Here is a 16,459-nt window from a genome sequence, read left to right as displayed (position 1 = left end):
ATGAATTAAAAATCAACAGCCCTCGGTTTCTCCACTCGCTCCCTGTTCAAGGGCTTCGAGAATTGAACAGTAAATACTGCTGTGGGCCGTCCCGCAGCAGGCATCATTCAGCCTTTGCAGAGAGCGCTGCATGGTTTGCAGCTCCTGGATGCGTGCTTCAACTTCGTCCAGCCGGGCCTGCACAATGCTTTTAGATTCCTGGCAGGTGTGATGTTCCGGATCGATGCGGATCGATAATAACTCGCGGATCGAATCCAGCGTGAAGCCGAGCTGACGCGCATAACGAATAAATCGCAGGCGCTGCAGATCGTTATCGGTATAAAGGCGAAAGCCTCCTTCTGTACGAACTTCATGATCGATCATCTGCTGCTTTTCGTAATAACGGATGGTATCCGGCGTAACGTTCGCAAGCTTCGCAAGTTCACCAATACGGTACATAACTACTCCTCGTTTATTCTCTGCATCAATCTTTCACCGTATTCACCGCGCAGAAAATCAGTGTTCATCCCAGCCTGGCGCAGCTTGAGTTCAAGCAGGGCGAGACGGCGGCTCAGTTCAGAATGTCGCGGATCGTCCTGACGGATACCGTTGAGAAGATCGGCCAGTTCAACAGCCTCTCTGCGCTGTTCGAGCTCCGGAGGGAGACAGCCCGCGTTTTTCAGTAAACGGTATCCAGCTCGCAGTTCAGGCGCAATGTGCGAATCATCGTCAAGCACAAGGGGTTCGCCGCTTCCCGGGAGATCGTCGAATTCACCTTTATTTTGGGCATCGCGAATATGGCGTTCTGCCCACTGGTCGAGCAACCACATTACCAGCTCCAGGGAATGAACAGAATTGATACAGACATTGTAGAGAAGTGGGGATATCGCGGATATAAAAAAACCCGCCGGAGCGGGTTTTTTTACGTTACTACAGATTACTCTGCAGCAGCTTCTGCTTTCTCTGAACGATCAACCAGCTCGATGTAAGCCATCGGCGCGTTGTCGCCTGCACGGAAACCACACTTCAGAATGCGAGTGTAACCACCGGCACGGCTCGCGAAACGCGGGCCCAGTTCGTTAAACAGTTTTGCCACGATCTCGTTATCACGAGTACGGGCGAATGCCAGACGACGATTAGCAACGCTGTCAGTCTTGGCAAGAGTAATCAGCGGCTCAACTACGCGACGCAGCTCTTTCGCTTTAGGCAGGGTCGTCTTGATGATCTCATGACGAACCAGTGAACCTGCCATGTTGCGGAACATAGCCTGGCGATGGCTGCTGTTGCGGTTCAGTTGACGACCACTCTTACGATGGCGCATGACCTTATCCTTCTCAGTAAAACCTTAACCTGTGATCCGGTTACTCGTCAGCAATGCTTGCCGGTGGCCAGTTTTCCAGGCGCATGCCCAGAGACAGACCACGTGAAGCCAGCACGTCTTTAATCTCAGTAAGAGATTTTTTACCCAGGTTCGGCGTTTTCAGCAACTCAACCTCGGTACGCTGTACCAGATCACCGATATAGTGGATAGCTTCTGCCTTGAGGCAGTTAGCAGAGCGGACAGTCAATTCGAGATCGTCAACAGGGCGCAGCAGGATCGGATCGAATTCTGGTTTCTCTTCTTTCACTTCCGGCTGACGTACATCACGTAAGTCAACGAAAGCTTCCAGTTGTTCTGCCAGGATGGTTGCCGCACGACGAATCGCCTCTTCAGGATCGATTGTGCCATTGGTTTCCATTTCGATGACCAGCTTGTCCAGGTCGGTACGCTGTTCTACACGCGCTGCTTCAACATTGTAGGCAATACGCTCTACAGGGCTATAGCATGCGTCGACCAGCAGACGGCCGATTGGGCGCTCATCTTCTTCCGAATGAATTCGGGCAGAAGCCGGCACATAACCACGACCGCGCTGAACTTTGATACGCATGCTAATTGCTGCGTTCTCATCGGTCAGGTGGCAGATCACGTGCTGCGGCTTGACGATTTCAACATCACCGTCGTGGGTGATGTCGGCTGCAGTCACAGGGCCAATGCCAGATTTATTCAGAGTAAGAATAACTTCATCTTTACCCTGAACTCTCACCGCCAGCCCTTTCAGGTTGAGCAGGATTTCAAGGATATCTTCCTGAACGCCTTCTTTGGTGCTGTACTCATGAAGTACACCATCAATCTCAACCTCGGTCACCGCGCAACCCGGCATCGATGAGAGCAGAATACGGCGCAGTGCGTTACCCAGAGTATGGCCAAAGCCACGCTCTAAAGGCTCAAGGGTCACCTTGGCGTGCGTCGAACTCACTTGCTCGATATCTACCAGGCGCGGTTTTAGAAACTCTGTCACAGAACCCTGCATTGTGTCCTCTCTTTGGTACTAAGCTTTACTTGGAGTAAAGCTCGACGATCAGGTGTTCGTTAATGTCCGCAGACAGATCAGAACGTTCTGGCTGACGCTTGAACGTACCTTCCATCTTGCCAGCATCAACTTCCAGCCAGGTTGGCTTTTCACGCTGCTCAGCCAGCTCCAGAGCGGCCTTCACGCGAGATTGCTTTTTCGCTTTCTCACGAATGCTAACAACGTCATTCGCTTTAACCTGATAAGAAGCGATGTTAACAACACGACCGTTTACCATGATTGCTTTGTGGCTAACCAGCTGACGTGATTCAGCACGAGTAGCGCCGAAGCCCATACGGTATACAACGTTGTCCAGACGACCTTCCAGCAGAGCGAGCAGGTTTTCACCTGTGTTGCCTTTCAGACGTGCTGCTTCTTTATAGTAGTTACGGAACTGACGCTCCAGCACACCGTACATACGGCGAACTTTTTGCTTTTCACGCAACTGCACACCATAGTCAGACAGACGCGGTTTACGCGCACCGTGCTGGCCAGGAGCTTGTTCAATTTTACACTTGGTATCGATCGCGCGAACGCCAGACTTAAGGAATAAGTCGGTGCCCTCACGACGGCTCAGCTTGAGCTTAGGACCCAAATATCTTGCCATTTTCTATCTCCAACTAACCTAAAAAACGGAGCGTTATACGCGACGTTTTTTCGGCGGACGACAACCGTTATGAGGGATCGGAGTCACATCAGTAATATTCGTGATGCGGAAACCAGCGGCGTTCAGAGCGCGAACAGTAGATTCACGACCCGGACCCGGACCTTTAACCATAACTTCCAGATTCTTGATGCCGTATTCTTTTACGGCTTCTGCGCAACGCTCTGCTGCAACCTGAGCTGCGAACGGAGTGGATTTGCGAGAACCACGGAAACCGGAACCACCGGCTGTTGCCCAACCCAATGCGTTACCCTGACGATCAGTAATAGTAACGATGGTGTTGTTGAAAGAAGCATGGATATGAGCCACGCCGTCAGAGACTTGTTTTCTTACACGTTTACGTGCACGAACTGGTGCCTTTGCCATTATTCAATCACCCCGATTATTTCTTGATCGGTTTGCGCGGACCCTTACGGGTACGTGCGTTGGTCTTAGTACGCTGACCGCGCACTGGCAGACCACGACGATGACGCAAACCGCGATAGCAACCAAGATCCATCAGGCGCTTGATGCTCATGCTGATTTCACGGCGCAGATCACCTTCAACGACAAATTTGGCAACTTCGTCACGCAGCGTGTCGATTTGTTCTTCAGACAGCTCACTGATCTTAACATCTTCAGCGATACCCGCTGCAGCCAGAATGGCTTTAGAACGGGTCTTGCCGACGCCGTAGATCGAAGTTAATGCGATCACAGCATGTTTCTGATCAGGAATGTTAATGCCTGCTATACGGGCCACTATGCACTCCTACTATTTAATATGTACGCACCATGCTGAAAAGCCCGTTTTCAGGATACTCAAATGGAAACGTACAGACATACAAAAGATTGGCTGGCTAATCTAGCCAGCTCAACCCAACTTTGCAAGAAAAATATGCGAAATAATCAGCCTTGGCGCTGTTTATGCTTCGGCTCGGCACTGCAAATCACACGGATGACACCATCACGCTTAACGATTTTGCAGTTACGGCATAATTTCTTGACGGAAGCACGAACTTTCATTTTTACTCTCCGTAACTTCTCAGGCGACCATTTAGCGGCCGTAGCCTTTCAGGTTCGCCTTCTTCAATGCAGACTCGTACTGACTGGACATCATCAGAGTTTGCACTTGAGCCATAAAGTCCATAATCACGACAACAACGATAAGCAGTGAGGTCCCACCAAAGTAGAACGGTACTTTCATTGCATCACGCATGAACTCCGGGATCAGGCAGATAAAAGTAATATAAAGCGCACCAACCAAAGTCAGACGAGTCATTACTTTATCGATATACTTCGCCGTTTGCTCTCCCGGACGAATTCCTGGTACAAATGCACCGGACTTCTTCAGGTTATCTGCTGTTTCACGCGGGTTGAAGACCAACGCCGTGTAGAAGAAACAGAAGAAGATGATCGCAGACGCATAGAGTAACACATAAAGTGGTTGCCCAGGCTGCAAATACAGCGAAATTGTTGTCAGCCAGTTCCAACCAGTACCGCCCCCGAACCATGACGCGATGGTCGCCGGGAACAGAATAATACTGGAAGCGAAGATAGCCGGGATAACCCCCGCCATGTTCACTTTCAGCGGTAAATGTGTGCTCTGTGCAGCATAGACACGACGACCCTGCTGACGTTTAGCGTAGTTCACCACAATGCGGCGTTGACCACGTTCAACGAAGACAACAAAGAACGTCACTGCAAATACTAATACTGCAACCAACAGCAACAGGAGGAAGTGCAGGTCGCCTTGACGCGCTTGCTCGATAGTATGGGCGATGGCTGGCGGGAGGCCCGCAACAATACCGGCGAAGATAATGATTGAGATACCGTTACCGATACCACGCTCAGTAATCTGTTCGCCGAGCCACATCAGGAACATAGTCCCTGTGACCAGACTTACAACAGCGGTGAAGTAGAATGCAAAGCCCGGGTTTAACACCAGGCCCTGCATACCAGGCATATTCGGCAGACCGGTAGCAATACCGATCGACTGGAATATTGCCAGCACCAGAGTACCGTAACGGGTGTACTGACTAATCTTACGACGTCCAGACTCCCCTTCTTTCTTCAACTCTGCCAGGGCCGGATGAACGACCGTCAGCAGCTGGATAATAATAGATGCCGAAATGTACGGCATAATACCCAATGCGAAGATAGAAGCACGGCTGAGAGCACCACCAGAGAACATGTTGAACATTTCAATGATGGTGCCTCGCTGTTGCTCAAGCAGTTTGGCAAGTACAGCGGCATCGATACCAGGGATCGGAATAAAAGAGCCAATACGGAACACAATCAGCGCGCCGATAACAAACAGCAGTCTGCGTTTCAGCTCGCCAAATCCACCTTTGGCACTTTGAAAATCTAATCCCGGTTGCTTAGCCATCTGCTACTTATTCCTCAATTTTACCGCCAGCAGCTTCGATAGCAGCACGAGCACCTTTAGTAACACGCAGGCCACGAACAGTTACCGGAGTAGAAACTTCACCAGCCAGGATCACTTTCGCGAACTCGATCTGGATACCGATAATGTTTGCTGCTTTCAGCGTGTTCAGGTCTACAACGCCGCCTTCAACTTTCGCCAGGTCAGACAGACGGATTTCCGCTGTGATCGCTGCTTTACGAGAGGTGAAGCCGAACTTCGGCAGACGACGGTACAGTGGCATCTGGCCACCCTCGAAACCGCGACGTACGCCACCGCCAGAACGAGAGTTCTGACCTTTGTGACCACGACCACCGGTTTTGCCGAGGCCAGAACCGATACCACGACCCAGGCGTTTACCCGCCTTTTTAGAGCCTTCGGCCGGAGACAGAGTATTTAAACGCATCTCTTACTCCTCAACTTTAACCATGAAGTAAACCGCGTTGACCATACCACGAACAGCAGGAGTATCCTCGCGCTCAACGGTATGACCAATACGACGCAGACCCAGGCCAAGCAGCGTTGCCTTGTGTTTCGGCAGACGACCGATTGCACTGCGGGTTTGAGTGATTTTAATAGTCTTTGCCATGGTCAATTACCCCAGAATTTCTTCAACGGATTTACCACGCTTGGCAGCGACCATTTCTGGAGAATTCATATTTTCCAGGCCATCAATAGTTGCACGAACCACGTTGATCGGGTTGGTGGAACCATATGCTTTAGCCAGAACGTTATGAACCCCAGCAACTTCCAGAACGGCGCGCATTGCACCACCGGCGATGATACCGGTACCTTCTGAAGCTGGCTGCATGAATACACGAGAACCCGTGTGAACACCTTTAACTGGGTGCTGCAGGGTGCCGTTGTTCAGCGCGACGTTAATCATGTTGCGACGGGCTTTTTCCATCGCTTTCTGGATCGCTGCTGGAACTTCACGCGCTTTACCGTAACCAAAACCAACGCGACCGTTACCATCGCCTACTACAGTCAGAGCTGTGAAGGAGAAAATACGACCACCTTTAACGGTTTTAGATACGCGGTTTACCGCGATCAGCTTTTCCTGCAGTTCGCCAGCCTGTTTTTCGATGTGAGCCATCTTACACCTCTACCTTAGAACTGAAGGCCAGCTTCACGGGCAGCATCTGCCAGTGCCTGGACACGACCATGATATTGGAACCCGGAACGGTCAAAGGAAACATTGCTGATGCCTTTTTCCAGAGCGCGTTCAGCAACAGCTTTACCTACAGCTGCAGCGGCGTCTTTGTTACCGGTGTACTTCAATTGTTCTGAGATAGCTTTTTCTACAGTAGAAGCAGCTACCAGAACTTCAGAACCGTTCGGTGCAATTACCTGTGCGTAAATATGACGCGGGGTACGATGTACCACCAGGCGAGTTGCACCCAGCTCTTTGAGCTTGCGGCGTGCGCGGGTCGCACGACGGATACGAGCAGATTTCTTATCCATAGTGTTACCTTACTTCTTCTTAGCCTCTTTGGTACGCACGACTTCGTCGGCGTAACGAACACCCTTGCCTTTGTAAGGCTCAGGACGACGGTAGGCGCGCAGATCTGCTGCAACCTGACCGATCAGCTGTTTATCAGCGCCTTTCAGCACGATTTCAGTTTGAGTCGGACATTCTGCAGTGATACCGGCCGGCAGCGGATGCTCAACAGGGTGTGAGAAGCCCAGAGACAGGCCTACTGCATTCCCTTTGATAGCTGCACGATAACCTACACCAACCAGCTGAAGCTTTTTAGTGAAGCCTTCGGTAACACCAACAACCATTGAGTTCAGCAGGGCACGCGCGGTACCAGCCTGAGCCCATCCATCCACGAAACCATCACGTGGACCGAAGGTCAGAGCGTTATCTGCATGTTTAACTTCAACAGCTTTGTTGAGGGTACGAGTCAGCTCGCCGTTTTTACCTTTGATCGTAATAACCTGACCGTCGATTTTGACATCAACGCCGGCAGGAATAACGACCGGTGCTTTAGCAACACGAGACATTCTTTCCTCCGATTAGGCTACGTAGCAGATAATTTCGCCACCAAGACCAGCCTGGCGCGCTGCACGATCAGTCATAACACCTTTAGAGGTAGAAACAACTGCGATACCAAGACCAGCCATAACTTTTGGCAGCTCATCTTTTTTCTTATAGATGCGCAGGCCTGGGCGGCTGACACGCTGAATGCTTTCTACAACAGCTTTACCCTGGAAATACTTGAGAGTAAGTTCCAGTTCCGGCTTGGTGTCGCCTTCAACTTTAAAATCTTCGATAAAACCTTCTTCCTTCAGCACGTTGGCAATTGCCACTTTCAGCTTGGCGGAAGGCATGGTGACCGCAACTTTGTTCGCGGCCTGACCGTTACGGATACGGGTCAGCATATCCGCGATCGGATCTTGCATGCTCATCTGTCTTTACTCCCGTGATTCAATTGGTAATTACCAGCTAGCCTTTTTCAAGCCTGGCACTTCACCGCGCATAGCGGCTTCACGCAGTTTGATACGGCTCAACCCAAACTTGCCCACATAACCATGTGGACGACCTGTTTGACGACAGCGGTTACGCTGACGAGACGGGCTGGAATCACGCGGCAGAGACTGCAGCTTGAGAACCGCATTCCAACGATCTTCGTCGGAAGCGTTCACATCAGAAATGATCGCTTTCAGTTCAGCGCGTTTAGCGAAGAATTTATCAGCTAAAGCTACGCGCTTTACTTCGCGTGCTTTCATTGATTGCTTAGCCATTCAGTAACCCTACCTTACTTGCGGAACGGGAAGTCAAAGGCAGCCAGCAGAGCACGGCCTTCTTCGTCAGATTTCGCAGTAGTGGTAATGGTAATATCCAAACCACGCACGCGGTCGACTTTATCGTAGTCGATTTCTGGGAAGATGATCTGCTCACGGACACCCATGCTGTAGTTACCACGACCGTCGAAAGACTTAGCGGACAAGCCACGGAAGTCACGGATACGTGGAACAGCAATAGTGATCAGGCGCTCAAAGAACTCCCACATGCGTTCGCCACGCAGAGTTACTTTACAGCCGATCGGATAGCCCTGACGGATTTTGAAGCCTGCAACAGATTTGCGTGCTTTGGTGATCAGCGGTTTTTGACCGGAGATTGCTGTCAGGTCAGCTGCTGCGTTATCCAGCAGTTTCTTGTCAGCGATCGCTTCACCAACACCCATGTTCAGGGTGATCTTCTCGACCCGAGGGACTTGCATGACAGAATTGTAGTTAAACTCAGTCATGAGTTTGTTAACTACTTCGTCTTTGTAGTAATCATGCAGTTTCGCCATCGTACTACTCCAAATTACTTGATAGTTTCGCTGTTAGACTTGAAGAAACGGACTTTTTTGCCGTCTTCGAATCTAAAGCCTACACGGTCAGCCTTGCCGGTAGCCGCATTGAAGATTGCAACGTTAGAAACCTGAATAGCAGCTTCTTTTTCAACGATGCCGCCTGGTTGGTTCAGGGCCGGAACCGGCTTCTGATGTTTCTTAACCAGGTTGATACCTTCAACGACAAGTTTGCCGGAAGACAGAACATTTTTTACTTTACCGCGTTTACCTTTATCTTTACCGGTTAACACGATAACTTCGTCATCACGACGGATTTTCGCTGCCATGATTCGCTCCTTAGAGTACTTCTGGTGCCAGAGAGATAATTTTCATGAACTTCTCAGTACGAAGTTCACGAGTTACCGGCCCAAAGATACGCGTGCCGATAGGCTGCTCGCTGTTATTGTTTAAAATAACGCATGCATTACCATCGAAGCGAATGACAGAACCGTCAGGGCGACGAACACCCTTCTTGGTGCGCACCACTACCGCCTTCAGCACATCACCTTTTTTGACCTTACCACGTGGAATTGCTTCCTTGATGGTGATCTTGATGATGTCGCCTACGCCTGCGTAGCGACGGTGCGAGCCACCCAGAACCTTGATACACATTACGCGACGTGCACCGGAGTTGTCGGCGACGTTCAGCATAGTCTGTTCTTGGATCATTTTAGTGCTCCGCTAATGTCAACTACTACCTGAGACTCTAAAATCAGAGCCGTTAAAAAGCCCCATATCGAGGGCGCGGCATTATAACACCGCTTCTGCAATATGGGTAGAAAAAATAAACGGCTCATCGCTGAGCCGTTTATTCGTATTGAGAAGGCGTACTGTATTACAGAACCGCTTTCTCTACAACGCGAACCAGCGTCCAGGACTTAGTCTTGGACAGTGGACGGCATTCACGGATTTCAACCTTGTCGCCGATACCACATTCGTTGTTCTCGTCATGTACGTGCAGTTTGGTCGTACGCTTGATGAATTTACCGTAGATCGGGTGTTTCACAATACGTTCGATAGCTACAACAATGGATTTCTCCATTTTGTCGCTAACAACACGACCTTGCAGAGTACGGATTTTATCGGTCATTACGCACCCGCCTTCTGAGTCAGTAAAGTCTTAACGCGTGCAACATTGCGACGCACTTGCTTCAGCAGGTGAGTCTGTTGCAGCTGGCCACTTGCAGCCTGCATACGCAGGTTGAACTGCTCACGCAGCAGGTTCAGCAGCTCAGCGTTCAGCTCTTCAACGCTTTTTTCACGCAGCTCTTTTGCTTTCATTACATCACCGTCTTAGTTACAAAGGTGGTTTTGATAGGCAGTTTCGCTGCTGCCAGGCCGAAGGCTTCACGGGCCAGCTCTTCCGGAACACCGTCCATTTCATAAAGGACTTTGCCCGGTTGGATCAAGGCAACCCAGTACTCCACGTTACCTTTACCTTTACCCATACGAACTTCCAGCGGCTTCTCGGTGATCGGTTTGTCCGGGAATACACGGATCCAGATCTTACCTTGACGCTTAACTGCACGGGTCATTGCACGACGTGCTGCTTCGATCTGACGTGCAGTCAGACGACCACGGCCAACAGCTTTCAGACCGAAAGTGCCGAAGCTAACATCCGTACCCTGCGCCAGACCACGGTTGCGGCCTTTGTGCACTTTACGGAATTTTGTACGCTTTGGTTGTAACATCAGCGACGCTCCTTATTTACGGCCTTTACGCTGCTGCTTTTTAGGTTGAGCAGCCGGTTTTTCCGGTTGTTCAACAGCAGCCATACCACCCAGGATCTCACCTTTGAAGATCCATACCTTAACGCCGATTACACCGTAAGTGGTGTGCGCTTCAGAGGTGTTGTAGTCGATGTCAGCACGCAGAGTGTGCAGCGGTACGCGACCTTCACGGTACCATTCGGTACGTGCGATTTCCGCGCCGCCCAGACGGCCGCTAACTTCAACTTTGATACCTTTAGCGCCCAGACGCATTGCGTTCTGTACAGCACGCTTCATAGCACGACGGAACATAACACGACGTTCCAGCTGAGAAGTGATGCTGTCAGCAACCAATTTAGCGTCCAGTTCAGGCTTACGAACTTCAGCGATATTGATCTGTGCAGGAACGCCAGCGATATCCGCTACGACCTTGCGCAGTTTTTCTACGTCTTCGCCTTTCTTACCGATAACGATGCCAGGGCGAGCAGTGTGAATAGTCACACGGATGCTCTTAGCTGGACGCTCGATAACGATACGAGATACAGACGCTTTAGCCAGTTCCTTAGTCAGGTACTGACGTACTTTAAAATCGCTGTCCAGGTTGTCAGCGAATTCTTTGGTGTTCGCAAACCAGGTAGAGTTCCATGGTTTTACAATACCCAGGCGAATACCATTAGGATGTACTTTCTGACCCATTGCTAGTCTCCAGAGTCTCAGCGATCGGACACAACCACAGTAATGTGGCTGGTGCGCTTCAGGATGCGATCTGCACGACCTTTCGCACGCGGCATAATGCGCTTCATGCTTGGGCCTTCATCTACGAAAATTTTCGCGACTTTCAGATCGTCGATGTCAGCGCCATCGTTGTGTTCAGCGTTAGCAATGGCAGATTCCAGTACTTTCTTGACCAATACCGCAGCTTTCTTGTTGGTATAGGTCAGGATGTCCAGGGCCTGCGACACTTTCTTACCGCGAATCAGGTCAGCAACAAGGCGAACCTTCTGAGCAGAAGAACGAGCATGGCGATGTTGAGCTAAAGTTTCCATCTCTTCCTCCTACCTTATTTCTTCTTCGCTTTTTTATCAGCAGCGTGGCCGCGATAAGTACGAGTCGGTGCGAATTCACCCAGTTTGTGACCAACCATTTCGTCGGTAACAAAGACTGGAACGTGCTGACGACCATTATGGACAGCGATGGTCAAACCGATCATGTTAGGAAAGATCGTTGAACGACGGGACCAAGTGCGCAGGGGCTTCTTGTCTCCGCTTTCCACCGCTTTCTCTACCTTCTTCAGCAAGTGCAGGTCAATAAAAGGACCTTTCTTGAGAGAACGTGGCATGGCTTATCCTCTAAAATTATTTGCTACGGCGACGTACGATAAATTTATCAGTACGCTTGTTGCTGCGGGTCTTCTTACCTTTGGTCTGAACGCCCCACGGAGTTACCGGGTGCTTACCAAAGTTACGACCTTCACCACCACCATGTGGGTGGTCGACTGGGTTCATCGCAGTACCGCGAACGGTAGGACGAACACCACGCCAGCGTGCAGCACCTGCTTTACCCAGAACGCGCAGCATATGCTCAGCATTGCCAACTTCGCCCAGAGTAGCGCGGCAGTCTGCTTCGACTTTACGCATTTCACCAGAACGCAGACGCAGGGTGACATAAGCACCATCACGAGCAACGATCTGAACGTAAGTACCAGCGGAACGTGCCAGCTGACCGCCTTTACCTGGTTTCATTTCTACGTTATGAACGGTAGAACCAACCGGGATATTGCGCATCGGCAGGGTGTTGCCTGCTTTGATTGCAGCATCAACGCCAGACTGAATCTGGTCGCCAGCTTTCAGGCCTTTAGGGGCCAGGATGTAACGGCGTTCGCCGTCTTTGTACAGAACCAGCGCGATGTTCGCGGAACGGTTCGGATCGTACTCAAGACGTTCAACAACTGCTGGGATACCGTCTTTGTTGCGTTTGAAGTCAACAATACGATAAGCCTGCTTGTGGCCACCACCGATGTGACGAGTGGTGATACGGCCATTGTTGTTACGACCACCGGATTTGCTGTTTTTTTCCAGCAACGGAGCAAAAGGTTTGCCCTTGTGCAGCTCAGGGTTAACCACTTTAACTACGTGGCGACGACCCGGAGATGTCGGTTTACATTTAACAACTGCCATTGTATTACTCCTCCGACTTACTCAGCGCCGCCAACGAAGTCCAGATTCTGGCCTTCTTTCAGGGTGACGTAAGCTTTTTTCCAGTCGCTACGACGACCGATACGCTGTCCGTGACGTTTAACTTTCCCTTTAACTACCAGGGTGTTAACGACTTCGACTTCGACTTCAAACAGTTTCTGCACAGCAGCTTTGATCTCTGCTTTGGTCGCGTCTTTAGCAACTTTGAGAACGATGGTGTTTGTTTTTTCCATCGCAGTAGACGCTTTTTCAGAAACGTGCGGTGCGCGAAGCACCTTCAGCAGACGTTCTTCACGAATCATGCCAGCATCTCCTCAACTTGCTTAACAGCATCAGCAGTCATTACGACTTTGTCGAAGGCGATCAGGCTAACCGGGTCGATACCAGTCGCATCGCGTACGTCAACCTTGTGCAGGTTACGTGCGGCCAGGAACAGGTTCTCGTCCAGCTCACCGGTGATGATCAGCACATCTTCCAGAGCCATGTCTTTCAGTTTCTGTGCCAGCAGCTTAGTTTTAGGCGCTTCTACAGAGAACTTCTCGACAACGATCAGACGATCCTGACGTACCAGTTCGGACAGGATGCTTTTCAGCGCGCCGCGGTACATCTTTTTGTTAACTTTTTGACTGTGGTCCTGTGGACGCGCAGCGAAGGTCACACCACCTGAACGCCAGATCGGGCTCTTGATAGAACCTGAACGCGCACGGCCGGTACCTTTCTGGCGCCATGGCTTTTTGCCAGAACCAGTTACTTCAGCACGAGTCTTCTGAGCACGAGTACCCTGACGAGCACCAGCTGCATAAGCAACAACAACCTGGTGAACCAGCGCTTCGTTGAAATCACGACCGAAGGTAGTTTCGGAAACAGTCAGCGCGCTCTGCGCGTCTTTCAATACTAATTCCATTGCTATCCCCTTACGCCTTCACAGCTGGTTTAACGATCAGGTCGCTACCGGTTGCACCCGGAACTGCACCTTTAACCAGCAGCAGGTTGCGCTCAGCGTCAACACGTACTACGTCCAGGCTCTGAACGGTTACACGTTCGTTACCCAGCTGACCTGCCATTTTCTTGCCTTTGAACACTTTGCCCGGAGTCTGGTTCTGACCGATAGAACCCGGAACGCGGTGAGACAAGGAGTTACCGTGAGTAGCGTCCTGGGTACGGAAGTTCCAGCGCTTAACGGTACCAGCAAAACCTTTACCTTTAGAGGTACCGGTTACGTCAACTTTTTTAACGTCAGCAAACAGCTCAACGCTAATGTCCTGACCTACGGTGAACTCTTCGCCTTCAGCAAGACGGAATTCCCACAGACCACGGCCAGCTTCTACGCCAGCTTTAGCGAAGTGACCCGCTTCTGGTTTGGTTACACGGTTAGCTTTTTTAGCACCAGTGGTAACCTGAATAGCGCGGTAGCCATCGTTAGCCAGATCTTTAACCTGAGTAACGCGGTTTGCTTCAACTTCGATTACGGTTACTGGGATAGAAACGCCATCTTCAGTGAAGATGCGGGTCATACCCACTTTTTTACCGACTAAACCAATCATTGTTTCAACCTCTCAATCGCTCGATGACCTGATTAACCCAGGCTGATCTGCACGTCTACACCGGCAGCCAGATCCAGACGCATCAGAGCATCAACGGTTTTCTCAGTTGGCTCAACGATGTCAACCAGACGCTTGTGAGTGCGGATTTCGTACTGATCACGCGCGTCTTTGTTGACGTGCGGGGAGATCAGCACGGTGAAGCGCTCTTTGCGGGTCGGCAGCGGGATCGGACCACGGACTTGCGCACCAGTGCGCTTAGCAGTCTCGACGATTTCCGCGGTTGATTGATCGATCAGACGATGATCAAACGCTTTAAGGCGGATACGGATTCTTTGGTTCTGCATGAGACCAGAGCTCCAATTATTTTATAAACGAAAATGATTACTCCTCAAACCCATTACGATTGATGGGAGAGTGTAACCGTTCTTACGTAGCTCCCCAATTGGGAGCATTGTTGAGTAACAAAATGAGCTACTCTGGTTCTGATTGAACCCGCTGTCAATTACGACAAGCCCGCGCATTATACGTAAATCTGGGCAAGACGCAAGTGCCGTTTAGAAATTAAGCGCCAAAGGCGCAGGATGCGTAAGAGCGCGCAACATTTCATACAATGTATTTTGCGTCGATTCTTTATTTCGAGCCGCTACGCATCTCCGTTTTTTGTGCATTGCCGGCCAGGCCGTTTATAACGAGTATGCGCTCAAACCCGTTTGAGGCCTTTTTCATGCTAACCACCCTCCCCTTTCTGCTGATCTATCTTTCACTGACTGCCTTACTGGTACATGCCGATATTCGCTACGGTCTGCTTCCCGATAAATTTCTCTGCCCGCTGCTATGGGCGGGTCTGCTCTTCCAGCTCTGTATCCATCCTGATTTTCTGCCGAGCGCGGTGGCGGGTGCGATGGCTGGATATATTGGCTTTGCCGTTATTTACTGGGGCTACTGGTTTTTCCGCCGACGTGAAGGTATGGGATATGGCGATGTGAAATACCTGGCGGCGCTTGGTGCATGGCACGGCTGGTGCGTACTGCCTACGCTTGCGCTACTCGCGGCGCTGATGGCGCTTCTTTGCATTCTTGTTTTTTCGTTAATCCGCCCTGATAAGAAGGCAATAAAAAACCCGCTGCCTTTTGGGCCATTTCTGGCAGCAGCGGGTTTATGCATAGGCTGGAAGACGTTGGTTACTCTTCCACTTTAATCTGTGACTGAAGGTAGTTCTGCAGGCCGATTTTAGCAATCAGATCCAGCTCCGTTTCCAGCCAGTCAATGTGGCCTTCTTCATCGGCCAGGATCTGGATCATCATATCGCGACTGACGTAGTCATGTACGCTGTCTGCGTAGGCAATGGCTTCACGGAGATCTTTGGCGCCTTCAAGTTCCAGCCTGAGGTCAGAACGCAGCATCTCTTCGACATCTTCTCCGATGCCCAGCTTGCCGAGATCCTGCAGGTTTGGAATGCCTTCAAGAAATAAAATACGCTCGATATATTTATCAGCGTGCTTCATTTCATCGATCGATTCATGGTACTCAACGTCGTTCAGACGTTTAAGCCCCCAGTTTTTGAACATTCTCGCGTGAAGAAAGTACTGGTTAATTGCGACAAGCTCATTTCCCAATAATTTATTGAGATAACTTATGATTTTAACATCACCTTTCATTATATAGTCCCTCCGCTTCCACTCATTGAAGCGTAGATCGGGCTACAGGGATGTCAAAAAAAAGATGGGCGCTTACGCGATCTCTTTGTATTCCGGGATCTGCATCAATTCGTCCTGCATGATCTCTCGCGCAGCACGTACGCATTTACCGCATTGATTTCCAACCGGAACAAATTTGCGTAGCTGTTGAAATGACTGAGGCTGAAACTGGCGAACGGCCTGACGTATTTTCTTGTCGCTTACACCATTACATAAACAAACGTACATAGAGACTCCCGTTCAAATTATGCGCAAAGTGTAAGTGAGAATGGTTATGATTACAATAGCACAAACGCCACAATACGGGACGGGAGCAGGCAAAAAATGCGAAATTTTGTGACAACGCCTGAGCGGCAGAAAACAAAAAAGGACGCCGAAGCGTCCTTTTTTTATTCGGGGATAATTAATTAGCCCAGAACTTTAGCAACCACGCCCGCGCCAACGGTACGGCCGCCTTCACGGATTGCGAAACGCAGACCGTCGTCCATCGCGATTGGGTGGATCAGAGTCACAACCATCTTGATGTTGTCGCCTGG

Annotated in this window: 33 protein-coding genes and 1 pseudogene; 1 reads left to right on the top strand and 33 read right to left on the bottom strand. The window is 50.4% G+C overall.

Features of this window, described 5'->3' with window-relative positions; all coding sequences use genetic code 11:
* Window positions 1-12 precede the first annotated feature (12 nt).
* From zntR to rpsJ, 30 genes are all read right to left on the bottom strand, one after another.
* Window positions 13-438, bottom strand: coding sequence for a Zn(2+)-responsive transcriptional regulator (gene zntR, locus DOU50_RS07685; protein ID WP_024909663.1), 426 nt, complete (start codon window positions 436-438; stop codon window positions 13-15).
* A 2-nt stretch (window positions 439-440) separates the two neighbouring features.
* Window positions 441-809, bottom strand: coding sequence for a DUF1992 domain-containing protein (locus DOU50_RS07680; protein ID WP_024909664.1), 369 nt, complete (start codon window positions 807-809; stop codon window positions 441-443).
* A 107-nt stretch (window positions 810-916) separates the two neighbouring features.
* Complete coding sequence (rplQ, locus tag DOU50_RS07675) at window positions 917-1,300, bottom strand: 50S ribosomal protein L17 (protein WP_001216368.1); 384 nt, start codon at window positions 1,298-1,300, stop codon at window positions 917-919.
* A gap of 40 nt (window positions 1,301-1,340) precedes the next feature.
* Window positions 1,341-2,330 carry a DNA-directed RNA polymerase subunit alpha gene (locus DOU50_RS07670; RefSeq protein WP_002919219.1) on the bottom strand — a complete coding sequence of 330 codons (990 nt, stop codon included), beginning with the start codon at window positions 2,328-2,330 and terminating at the stop codon, window positions 1,341-1,343.
* Window positions 2,331-2,355: 25 nt separating this feature from the next.
* Window positions 2,356-2,976, bottom strand: coding sequence for a 30S ribosomal protein S4 (gene rpsD, locus DOU50_RS07665; protein WP_004868345.1), 621 nt, complete (start codon window positions 2,974-2,976; stop codon window positions 2,356-2,358).
* A 33-nt stretch (window positions 2,977-3,009) separates the two neighbouring features.
* Complete coding sequence (rpsK, locus tag DOU50_RS07660; RefSeq protein WP_003863312.1) at window positions 3,010-3,399, bottom strand: 30S ribosomal protein S11; 390 nt, start codon at window positions 3,397-3,399, stop codon at window positions 3,010-3,012.
* A 16-nt stretch (window positions 3,400-3,415) separates the two neighbouring features.
* Window positions 3,416-3,772 (bottom strand): 30S ribosomal protein S13, encoded by a 357-nt coding sequence (gene rpsM, locus DOU50_RS07655; RefSeq protein ID WP_003863308.1) that lies wholly within the window; start codon window positions 3,770-3,772, stop codon window positions 3,416-3,418.
* Window positions 3,773-3,918: 146 nt separating this feature from the next.
* On the bottom strand, window positions 3,919-4,035 hold the full coding sequence (rpmJ, locus tag DOU50_RS07650) for a 50S ribosomal protein L36 (RefSeq protein WP_000868187.1): 117 nt from the start codon (window positions 4,033-4,035) through the stop codon (window positions 3,919-3,921).
* A 31-nt stretch (window positions 4,036-4,066) separates the two neighbouring features.
* On the bottom strand, window positions 4,067-5,398 hold the full coding sequence (gene secY, locus DOU50_RS07645) for a preprotein translocase subunit SecY (protein WP_003863305.1): 1,332 nt from the start codon (window positions 5,396-5,398) through the stop codon (window positions 4,067-4,069).
* Between the two features lie 7 nt (window positions 5,399-5,405).
* Window positions 5,406-5,840 carry a 50S ribosomal protein L15 gene (gene rplO / locus DOU50_RS07640; protein ID WP_003863304.1) on the bottom strand — a complete coding sequence of 145 codons (435 nt, stop codon included), beginning with the start codon at window positions 5,838-5,840 and terminating at the stop codon, window positions 5,406-5,408.
* Window positions 5,841-5,843: 3 nt separating this feature from the next.
* Window positions 5,844-6,023, bottom strand: a complete 180-nt coding sequence (rpmD, locus tag DOU50_RS07635; RefSeq protein WP_003863301.1) for a 50S ribosomal protein L30 — start codon at window positions 6,021-6,023, stop codon at window positions 5,844-5,846.
* Window positions 6,024-6,029: 6 nt separating this feature from the next.
* Window positions 6,030-6,530 carry a 30S ribosomal protein S5 gene (gene rpsE, locus DOU50_RS07630; RefSeq protein ID WP_003863299.1) on the bottom strand — a complete coding sequence of 167 codons (501 nt, stop codon included), beginning with the start codon at window positions 6,528-6,530 and terminating at the stop codon, window positions 6,030-6,032.
* A gap of 14 nt (window positions 6,531-6,544) precedes the next feature.
* Window positions 6,545-6,898, bottom strand: coding sequence for a 50S ribosomal protein L18 (gene rplR, locus DOU50_RS07625; protein WP_003863297.1), 354 nt, complete (start codon window positions 6,896-6,898; stop codon window positions 6,545-6,547).
* A gap of 9 nt (window positions 6,899-6,907) precedes the next feature.
* Window positions 6,908-7,441 (bottom strand): 50S ribosomal protein L6, encoded by a 534-nt coding sequence (gene rplF, locus DOU50_RS07620; protein ID WP_003863296.1) that lies wholly within the window; start codon window positions 7,439-7,441, stop codon window positions 6,908-6,910.
* 12 nt (window positions 7,442-7,453) lie between these two features.
* Window positions 7,454-7,846 (bottom strand): 30S ribosomal protein S8, encoded by a 393-nt coding sequence (rpsH, locus tag DOU50_RS07615; protein ID WP_006178918.1) that lies wholly within the window; start codon window positions 7,844-7,846, stop codon window positions 7,454-7,456.
* A 30-nt stretch (window positions 7,847-7,876) separates the two neighbouring features.
* Window positions 7,877-8,182, bottom strand: coding sequence for a 30S ribosomal protein S14 (rpsN, locus tag DOU50_RS07610; RefSeq protein ID WP_003863291.1), 306 nt, complete (start codon window positions 8,180-8,182; stop codon window positions 7,877-7,879).
* A 14-nt stretch (window positions 8,183-8,196) separates the two neighbouring features.
* Window positions 8,197-8,736 carry a 50S ribosomal protein L5 gene (gene rplE, locus DOU50_RS07605; protein WP_001096206.1) on the bottom strand — a complete coding sequence of 180 codons (540 nt, stop codon included), beginning with the start codon at window positions 8,734-8,736 and terminating at the stop codon, window positions 8,197-8,199.
* A 14-nt stretch (window positions 8,737-8,750) separates the two neighbouring features.
* Window positions 8,751-9,065, bottom strand: a complete 315-nt coding sequence (gene rplX / locus DOU50_RS07600) for a 50S ribosomal protein L24 (RefSeq protein ID WP_003863287.1) — start codon at window positions 9,063-9,065, stop codon at window positions 8,751-8,753.
* Window positions 9,066-9,075: 10 nt separating this feature from the next.
* Window positions 9,076-9,447 carry a 50S ribosomal protein L14 gene (gene rplN / locus DOU50_RS07595; RefSeq protein ID WP_002919748.1) on the bottom strand — a complete coding sequence of 124 codons (372 nt, stop codon included), beginning with the start codon at window positions 9,445-9,447 and terminating at the stop codon, window positions 9,076-9,078.
* A 166-nt stretch (window positions 9,448-9,613) separates the two neighbouring features.
* Entirely contained in the window at window positions 9,614-9,868 is a 255-nt protein-coding gene (gene rpsQ, locus DOU50_RS07590; RefSeq protein WP_008503489.1) for a 30S ribosomal protein S17, read from the bottom strand.
* A complete protein-coding gene (gene rpmC / locus DOU50_RS07585) occupies window positions 9,868-10,059 on the bottom strand; it encodes a 50S ribosomal protein L29 (RefSeq protein ID WP_003863282.1) in 192 nt (63 codons plus the stop codon). Before rpmC ends, rpsQ begins: the two co-directional genes overlap by 1 nt.
* Window positions 10,059-10,469: a 50S ribosomal protein L16 gene (rplP, locus tag DOU50_RS07580; RefSeq protein WP_002919759.1), complete on the bottom strand. Its 411-nt coding sequence runs from the start codon at window positions 10,467-10,469 to the stop codon at window positions 10,059-10,061. Before rplP ends, rpmC begins: the two co-directional genes overlap by 1 nt.
* Window positions 10,470-10,481: 12 nt before the next feature.
* Window positions 10,482-11,183, bottom strand: a complete 702-nt coding sequence (gene rpsC, locus DOU50_RS07575) for a 30S ribosomal protein S3 (RefSeq protein ID WP_000529945.1) — start codon at window positions 11,181-11,183, stop codon at window positions 10,482-10,484.
* Window positions 11,184-11,200: 17 nt separating this feature from the next.
* The gene (gene rplV, locus DOU50_RS07570) at window positions 11,201-11,533 is read right to left on the bottom strand and encodes a 50S ribosomal protein L22 (RefSeq protein WP_002919773.1); all 333 of its coding nucleotides are present in this window, start codon (window positions 11,531-11,533) and stop codon (window positions 11,201-11,203) included.
* A 14-nt stretch (window positions 11,534-11,547) separates the two neighbouring features.
* Window positions 11,548-11,826, bottom strand: a complete 279-nt coding sequence (gene rpsS, locus DOU50_RS07565; protein ID WP_001138117.1) for a 30S ribosomal protein S19 — start codon at window positions 11,824-11,826, stop codon at window positions 11,548-11,550.
* 16 nt (window positions 11,827-11,842) lie between these two features.
* Window positions 11,843-12,664, bottom strand: coding sequence for a 50S ribosomal protein L2 (rplB, locus tag DOU50_RS07560; RefSeq protein ID WP_000301859.1), 822 nt, complete (start codon window positions 12,662-12,664; stop codon window positions 11,843-11,845).
* A 17-nt stretch (window positions 12,665-12,681) separates the two neighbouring features.
* Window positions 12,682-12,984 carry a 50S ribosomal protein L23 gene (rplW, locus tag DOU50_RS07555; RefSeq protein ID WP_000617546.1) on the bottom strand — a complete coding sequence of 101 codons (303 nt, stop codon included), beginning with the start codon at window positions 12,982-12,984 and terminating at the stop codon, window positions 12,682-12,684.
* Window positions 12,981-13,586, bottom strand: coding sequence for a 50S ribosomal protein L4 (gene rplD, locus DOU50_RS07550; RefSeq protein WP_000424395.1), 606 nt, complete (start codon window positions 13,584-13,586; stop codon window positions 12,981-12,983). Before rplD ends, rplW begins: the two co-directional genes overlap by 4 nt.
* 10 nt (window positions 13,587-13,596) lie before the next feature.
* Complete coding sequence (rplC, locus tag DOU50_RS07545) at window positions 13,597-14,226, bottom strand: 50S ribosomal protein L3 (RefSeq protein WP_003863274.1); 630 nt, start codon at window positions 14,224-14,226, stop codon at window positions 13,597-13,599.
* Window positions 14,227-14,258: 32 nt separating this feature from the next.
* On the bottom strand, window positions 14,259-14,570 hold the full coding sequence (gene rpsJ, locus DOU50_RS07540) for a 30S ribosomal protein S10 (protein WP_001181005.1): 312 nt from the start codon (window positions 14,568-14,570) through the stop codon (window positions 14,259-14,261).
* 380 nt (window positions 14,571-14,950) lie between these two features.
* On the opposite strand from rpsJ, the gene DOU50_RS07535 reads away from it, so the two are divergent.
* Entirely contained in the window at window positions 14,951-15,424 is a 474-nt protein-coding gene (locus DOU50_RS07535; protein ID WP_148769142.1) for a prepilin peptidase, read from the top strand.
* Here DOU50_RS07535 and bfr read toward each other — a convergent pair.
* From bfr to tuf, 3 genes and pseudogenes are all read right to left on the bottom strand, one after another.
* A complete protein-coding gene (bfr, locus tag DOU50_RS07530; protein ID WP_008503492.1) occupies window positions 15,408-15,884 on the bottom strand; it encodes a bacterioferritin in 477 nt (158 codons plus the stop codon). The two genes, DOU50_RS07535 and bfr, sit on opposite strands and share 17 nt — an antisense overlap.
* A 72-nt stretch (window positions 15,885-15,956) precedes the next feature.
* On the bottom strand, window positions 15,957-16,151 hold the full coding sequence (gene bfd / locus DOU50_RS07525; protein ID WP_008503493.1) for a bacterioferritin-associated ferredoxin: 195 nt from the start codon (window positions 16,149-16,151) through the stop codon (window positions 15,957-15,959).
* Window positions 16,152-16,330: 179 nt separating this feature from the next.
* Window positions 16,331-16,459, bottom strand: a pseudogene (tuf, locus tag DOU50_RS07520) (elongation factor Tu); the annotation flags it as partial.

This window comes from Enterobacter sp. C6 (genome assembly GCF_008122455.1).
GTDB lineage: Bacteria > Pseudomonadota > Gammaproteobacteria > Enterobacterales > Enterobacteriaceae > Enterobacter > Enterobacter pseudoroggenkampii.
This window is presented reverse-complemented; position numbering and strand designations above follow the sequence as displayed.

Coding starts and splice junctions, on each gene's coding strand:
- zntR (WP_024909663.1), bottom strand. CDS start 438: ATGTACCGTATTGGTGAACTTGCGAAGCTTGCGAACGTTACGCCGGAT.
- DOU50_RS07680 (WP_024909664.1), bottom strand. CDS start 809: ATGTGGTTGCTCGACCAGTGGGCAGAACGCCATATTCGCGATGCCCAA.
- rplQ (WP_001216368.1), bottom strand. CDS start 1,300: ATGCGCCATCGTAAGAGTGGTCGTCAACTGAACCGCAACAGCAGCCAT.
- DOU50_RS07670 (WP_002919219.1), bottom strand. CDS start 2,330: ATGCAGGGTTCTGTGACAGAGTTTCTAAAACCGCGCCTGGTAGATATC.
- rpsD (WP_004868345.1), bottom strand. CDS start 2,976: ATGGCAAGATATTTGGGTCCTAAGCTCAAGCTGAGCCGTCGTGAGGGC.
- rpsK (WP_003863312.1), bottom strand. CDS start 3,399: ATGGCAAAGGCACCAGTTCGTGCACGTAAACGTGTAAGAAAACAAGTC.
- rpmJ (WP_000868187.1), bottom strand. CDS start 4,035: ATGAAAGTTCGTGCTTCCGTCAAGAAATTATGCCGTAACTGCAAAATC.
- secY (WP_003863305.1), bottom strand. CDS start 5,398: ATGGCTAAGCAACCGGGATTAGATTTTCAAAGTGCCAAAGGTGGATTT.
- rplO (WP_003863304.1), bottom strand. CDS start 5,840: ATGCGTTTAAATACTCTGTCTCCGGCCGAAGGCTCTAAAAAGGCGGGT.
- rpmD (WP_003863301.1), bottom strand. CDS start 6,023: ATGGCAAAGACTATTAAAATCACTCAAACCCGCAGTGCAATCGGTCGT.
- rpsE (WP_003863299.1), bottom strand. CDS start 6,530: ATGGCTCACATCGAAAAACAGGCTGGCGAACTGCAGGAAAAGCTGATC.
- rplR (WP_003863297.1), bottom strand. CDS start 6,898: ATGGATAAGAAATCTGCTCGTATCCGTCGTGCGACCCGCGCACGCCGC.
- rplF (WP_003863296.1), bottom strand. CDS start 7,441: ATGTCTCGTGTTGCTAAAGCACCGGTCGTTATTCCTGCCGGCGTTGAT.
- rpsH (WP_006178918.1), bottom strand. CDS start 7,846: ATGAGCATGCAAGATCCGATCGCGGATATGCTGACCCGTATCCGTAAC.
- rpsN (WP_003863291.1), bottom strand. CDS start 8,182: ATGGCTAAGCAATCAATGAAAGCACGCGAAGTAAAGCGCGTAGCTTTA.
- rplE (WP_001096206.1), bottom strand. CDS start 8,736: ATGGCGAAACTGCATGATTACTACAAAGACGAAGTAGTTAACAAACTC.
- rplX (WP_003863287.1), bottom strand. CDS start 9,065: ATGGCAGCGAAAATCCGTCGTGATGACGAAGTTATCGTGTTAACCGGT.
- rplN (WP_002919748.1), bottom strand. CDS start 9,447: ATGATCCAAGAACAGACTATGCTGAACGTCGCCGACAACTCCGGTGCA.
- rpsQ (WP_008503489.1), bottom strand. CDS start 9,868: ATGACCGATAAAATCCGTACTCTGCAAGGTCGTGTTGTTAGCGACAAA.
- rpmC (WP_003863282.1), bottom strand. CDS start 10,059: ATGAAAGCAAAAGAGCTGCGTGAAAAAAGCGTTGAAGAGCTGAACGCT.
- rplP (WP_002919759.1), bottom strand. CDS start 10,469: ATGTTACAACCAAAGCGTACAAAATTCCGTAAAGTGCACAAAGGCCGC.
- rpsC (WP_000529945.1), bottom strand. CDS start 11,183: ATGGGTCAGAAAGTACATCCTAATGGTATTCGCCTGGGTATTGTAAAA.
- rplV (WP_002919773.1), bottom strand. CDS start 11,533: ATGGAAACTTTAGCTCAACATCGCCATGCTCGTTCTTCTGCTCAGAAG.
- rpsS (WP_001138117.1), bottom strand. CDS start 11,826: ATGCCACGTTCTCTCAAGAAAGGTCCTTTTATTGACCTGCACTTGCTG.
- rplB (WP_000301859.1), bottom strand. CDS start 12,664: ATGGCAGTTGTTAAATGTAAACCGACATCTCCGGGTCGTCGCCACGTA.
- rplW (WP_000617546.1), bottom strand. CDS start 12,984: ATGATTCGTGAAGAACGTCTGCTGAAGGTGCTTCGCGCACCGCACGTT.
- rplD (WP_000424395.1), bottom strand. CDS start 13,586: ATGGAATTAGTATTGAAAGACGCGCAGAGCGCGCTGACTGTTTCCGAA.
- rplC (WP_003863274.1), bottom strand. CDS start 14,226: ATGATTGGTTTAGTCGGTAAAAAAGTGGGTATGACCCGCATCTTCACT.
- rpsJ (WP_001181005.1), bottom strand. CDS start 14,570: ATGCAGAACCAAAGAATCCGTATCCGCCTTAAAGCGTTTGATCATCGT.
- DOU50_RS07535 (WP_148769142.1), top strand. CDS start 14,951: ATGCTAACCACCCTCCCCTTTCTGCTGATCTATCTTTCACTGACTGCC.
- bfr (WP_008503492.1), bottom strand. CDS start 15,884: ATGAAAGGTGATGTTAAAATCATAAGTTATCTCAATAAATTATTGGGA.
- bfd (WP_008503493.1), bottom strand. CDS start 16,151: ATGTACGTTTGTTTATGTAATGGTGTAAGCGACAAGAAAATACGTCAG.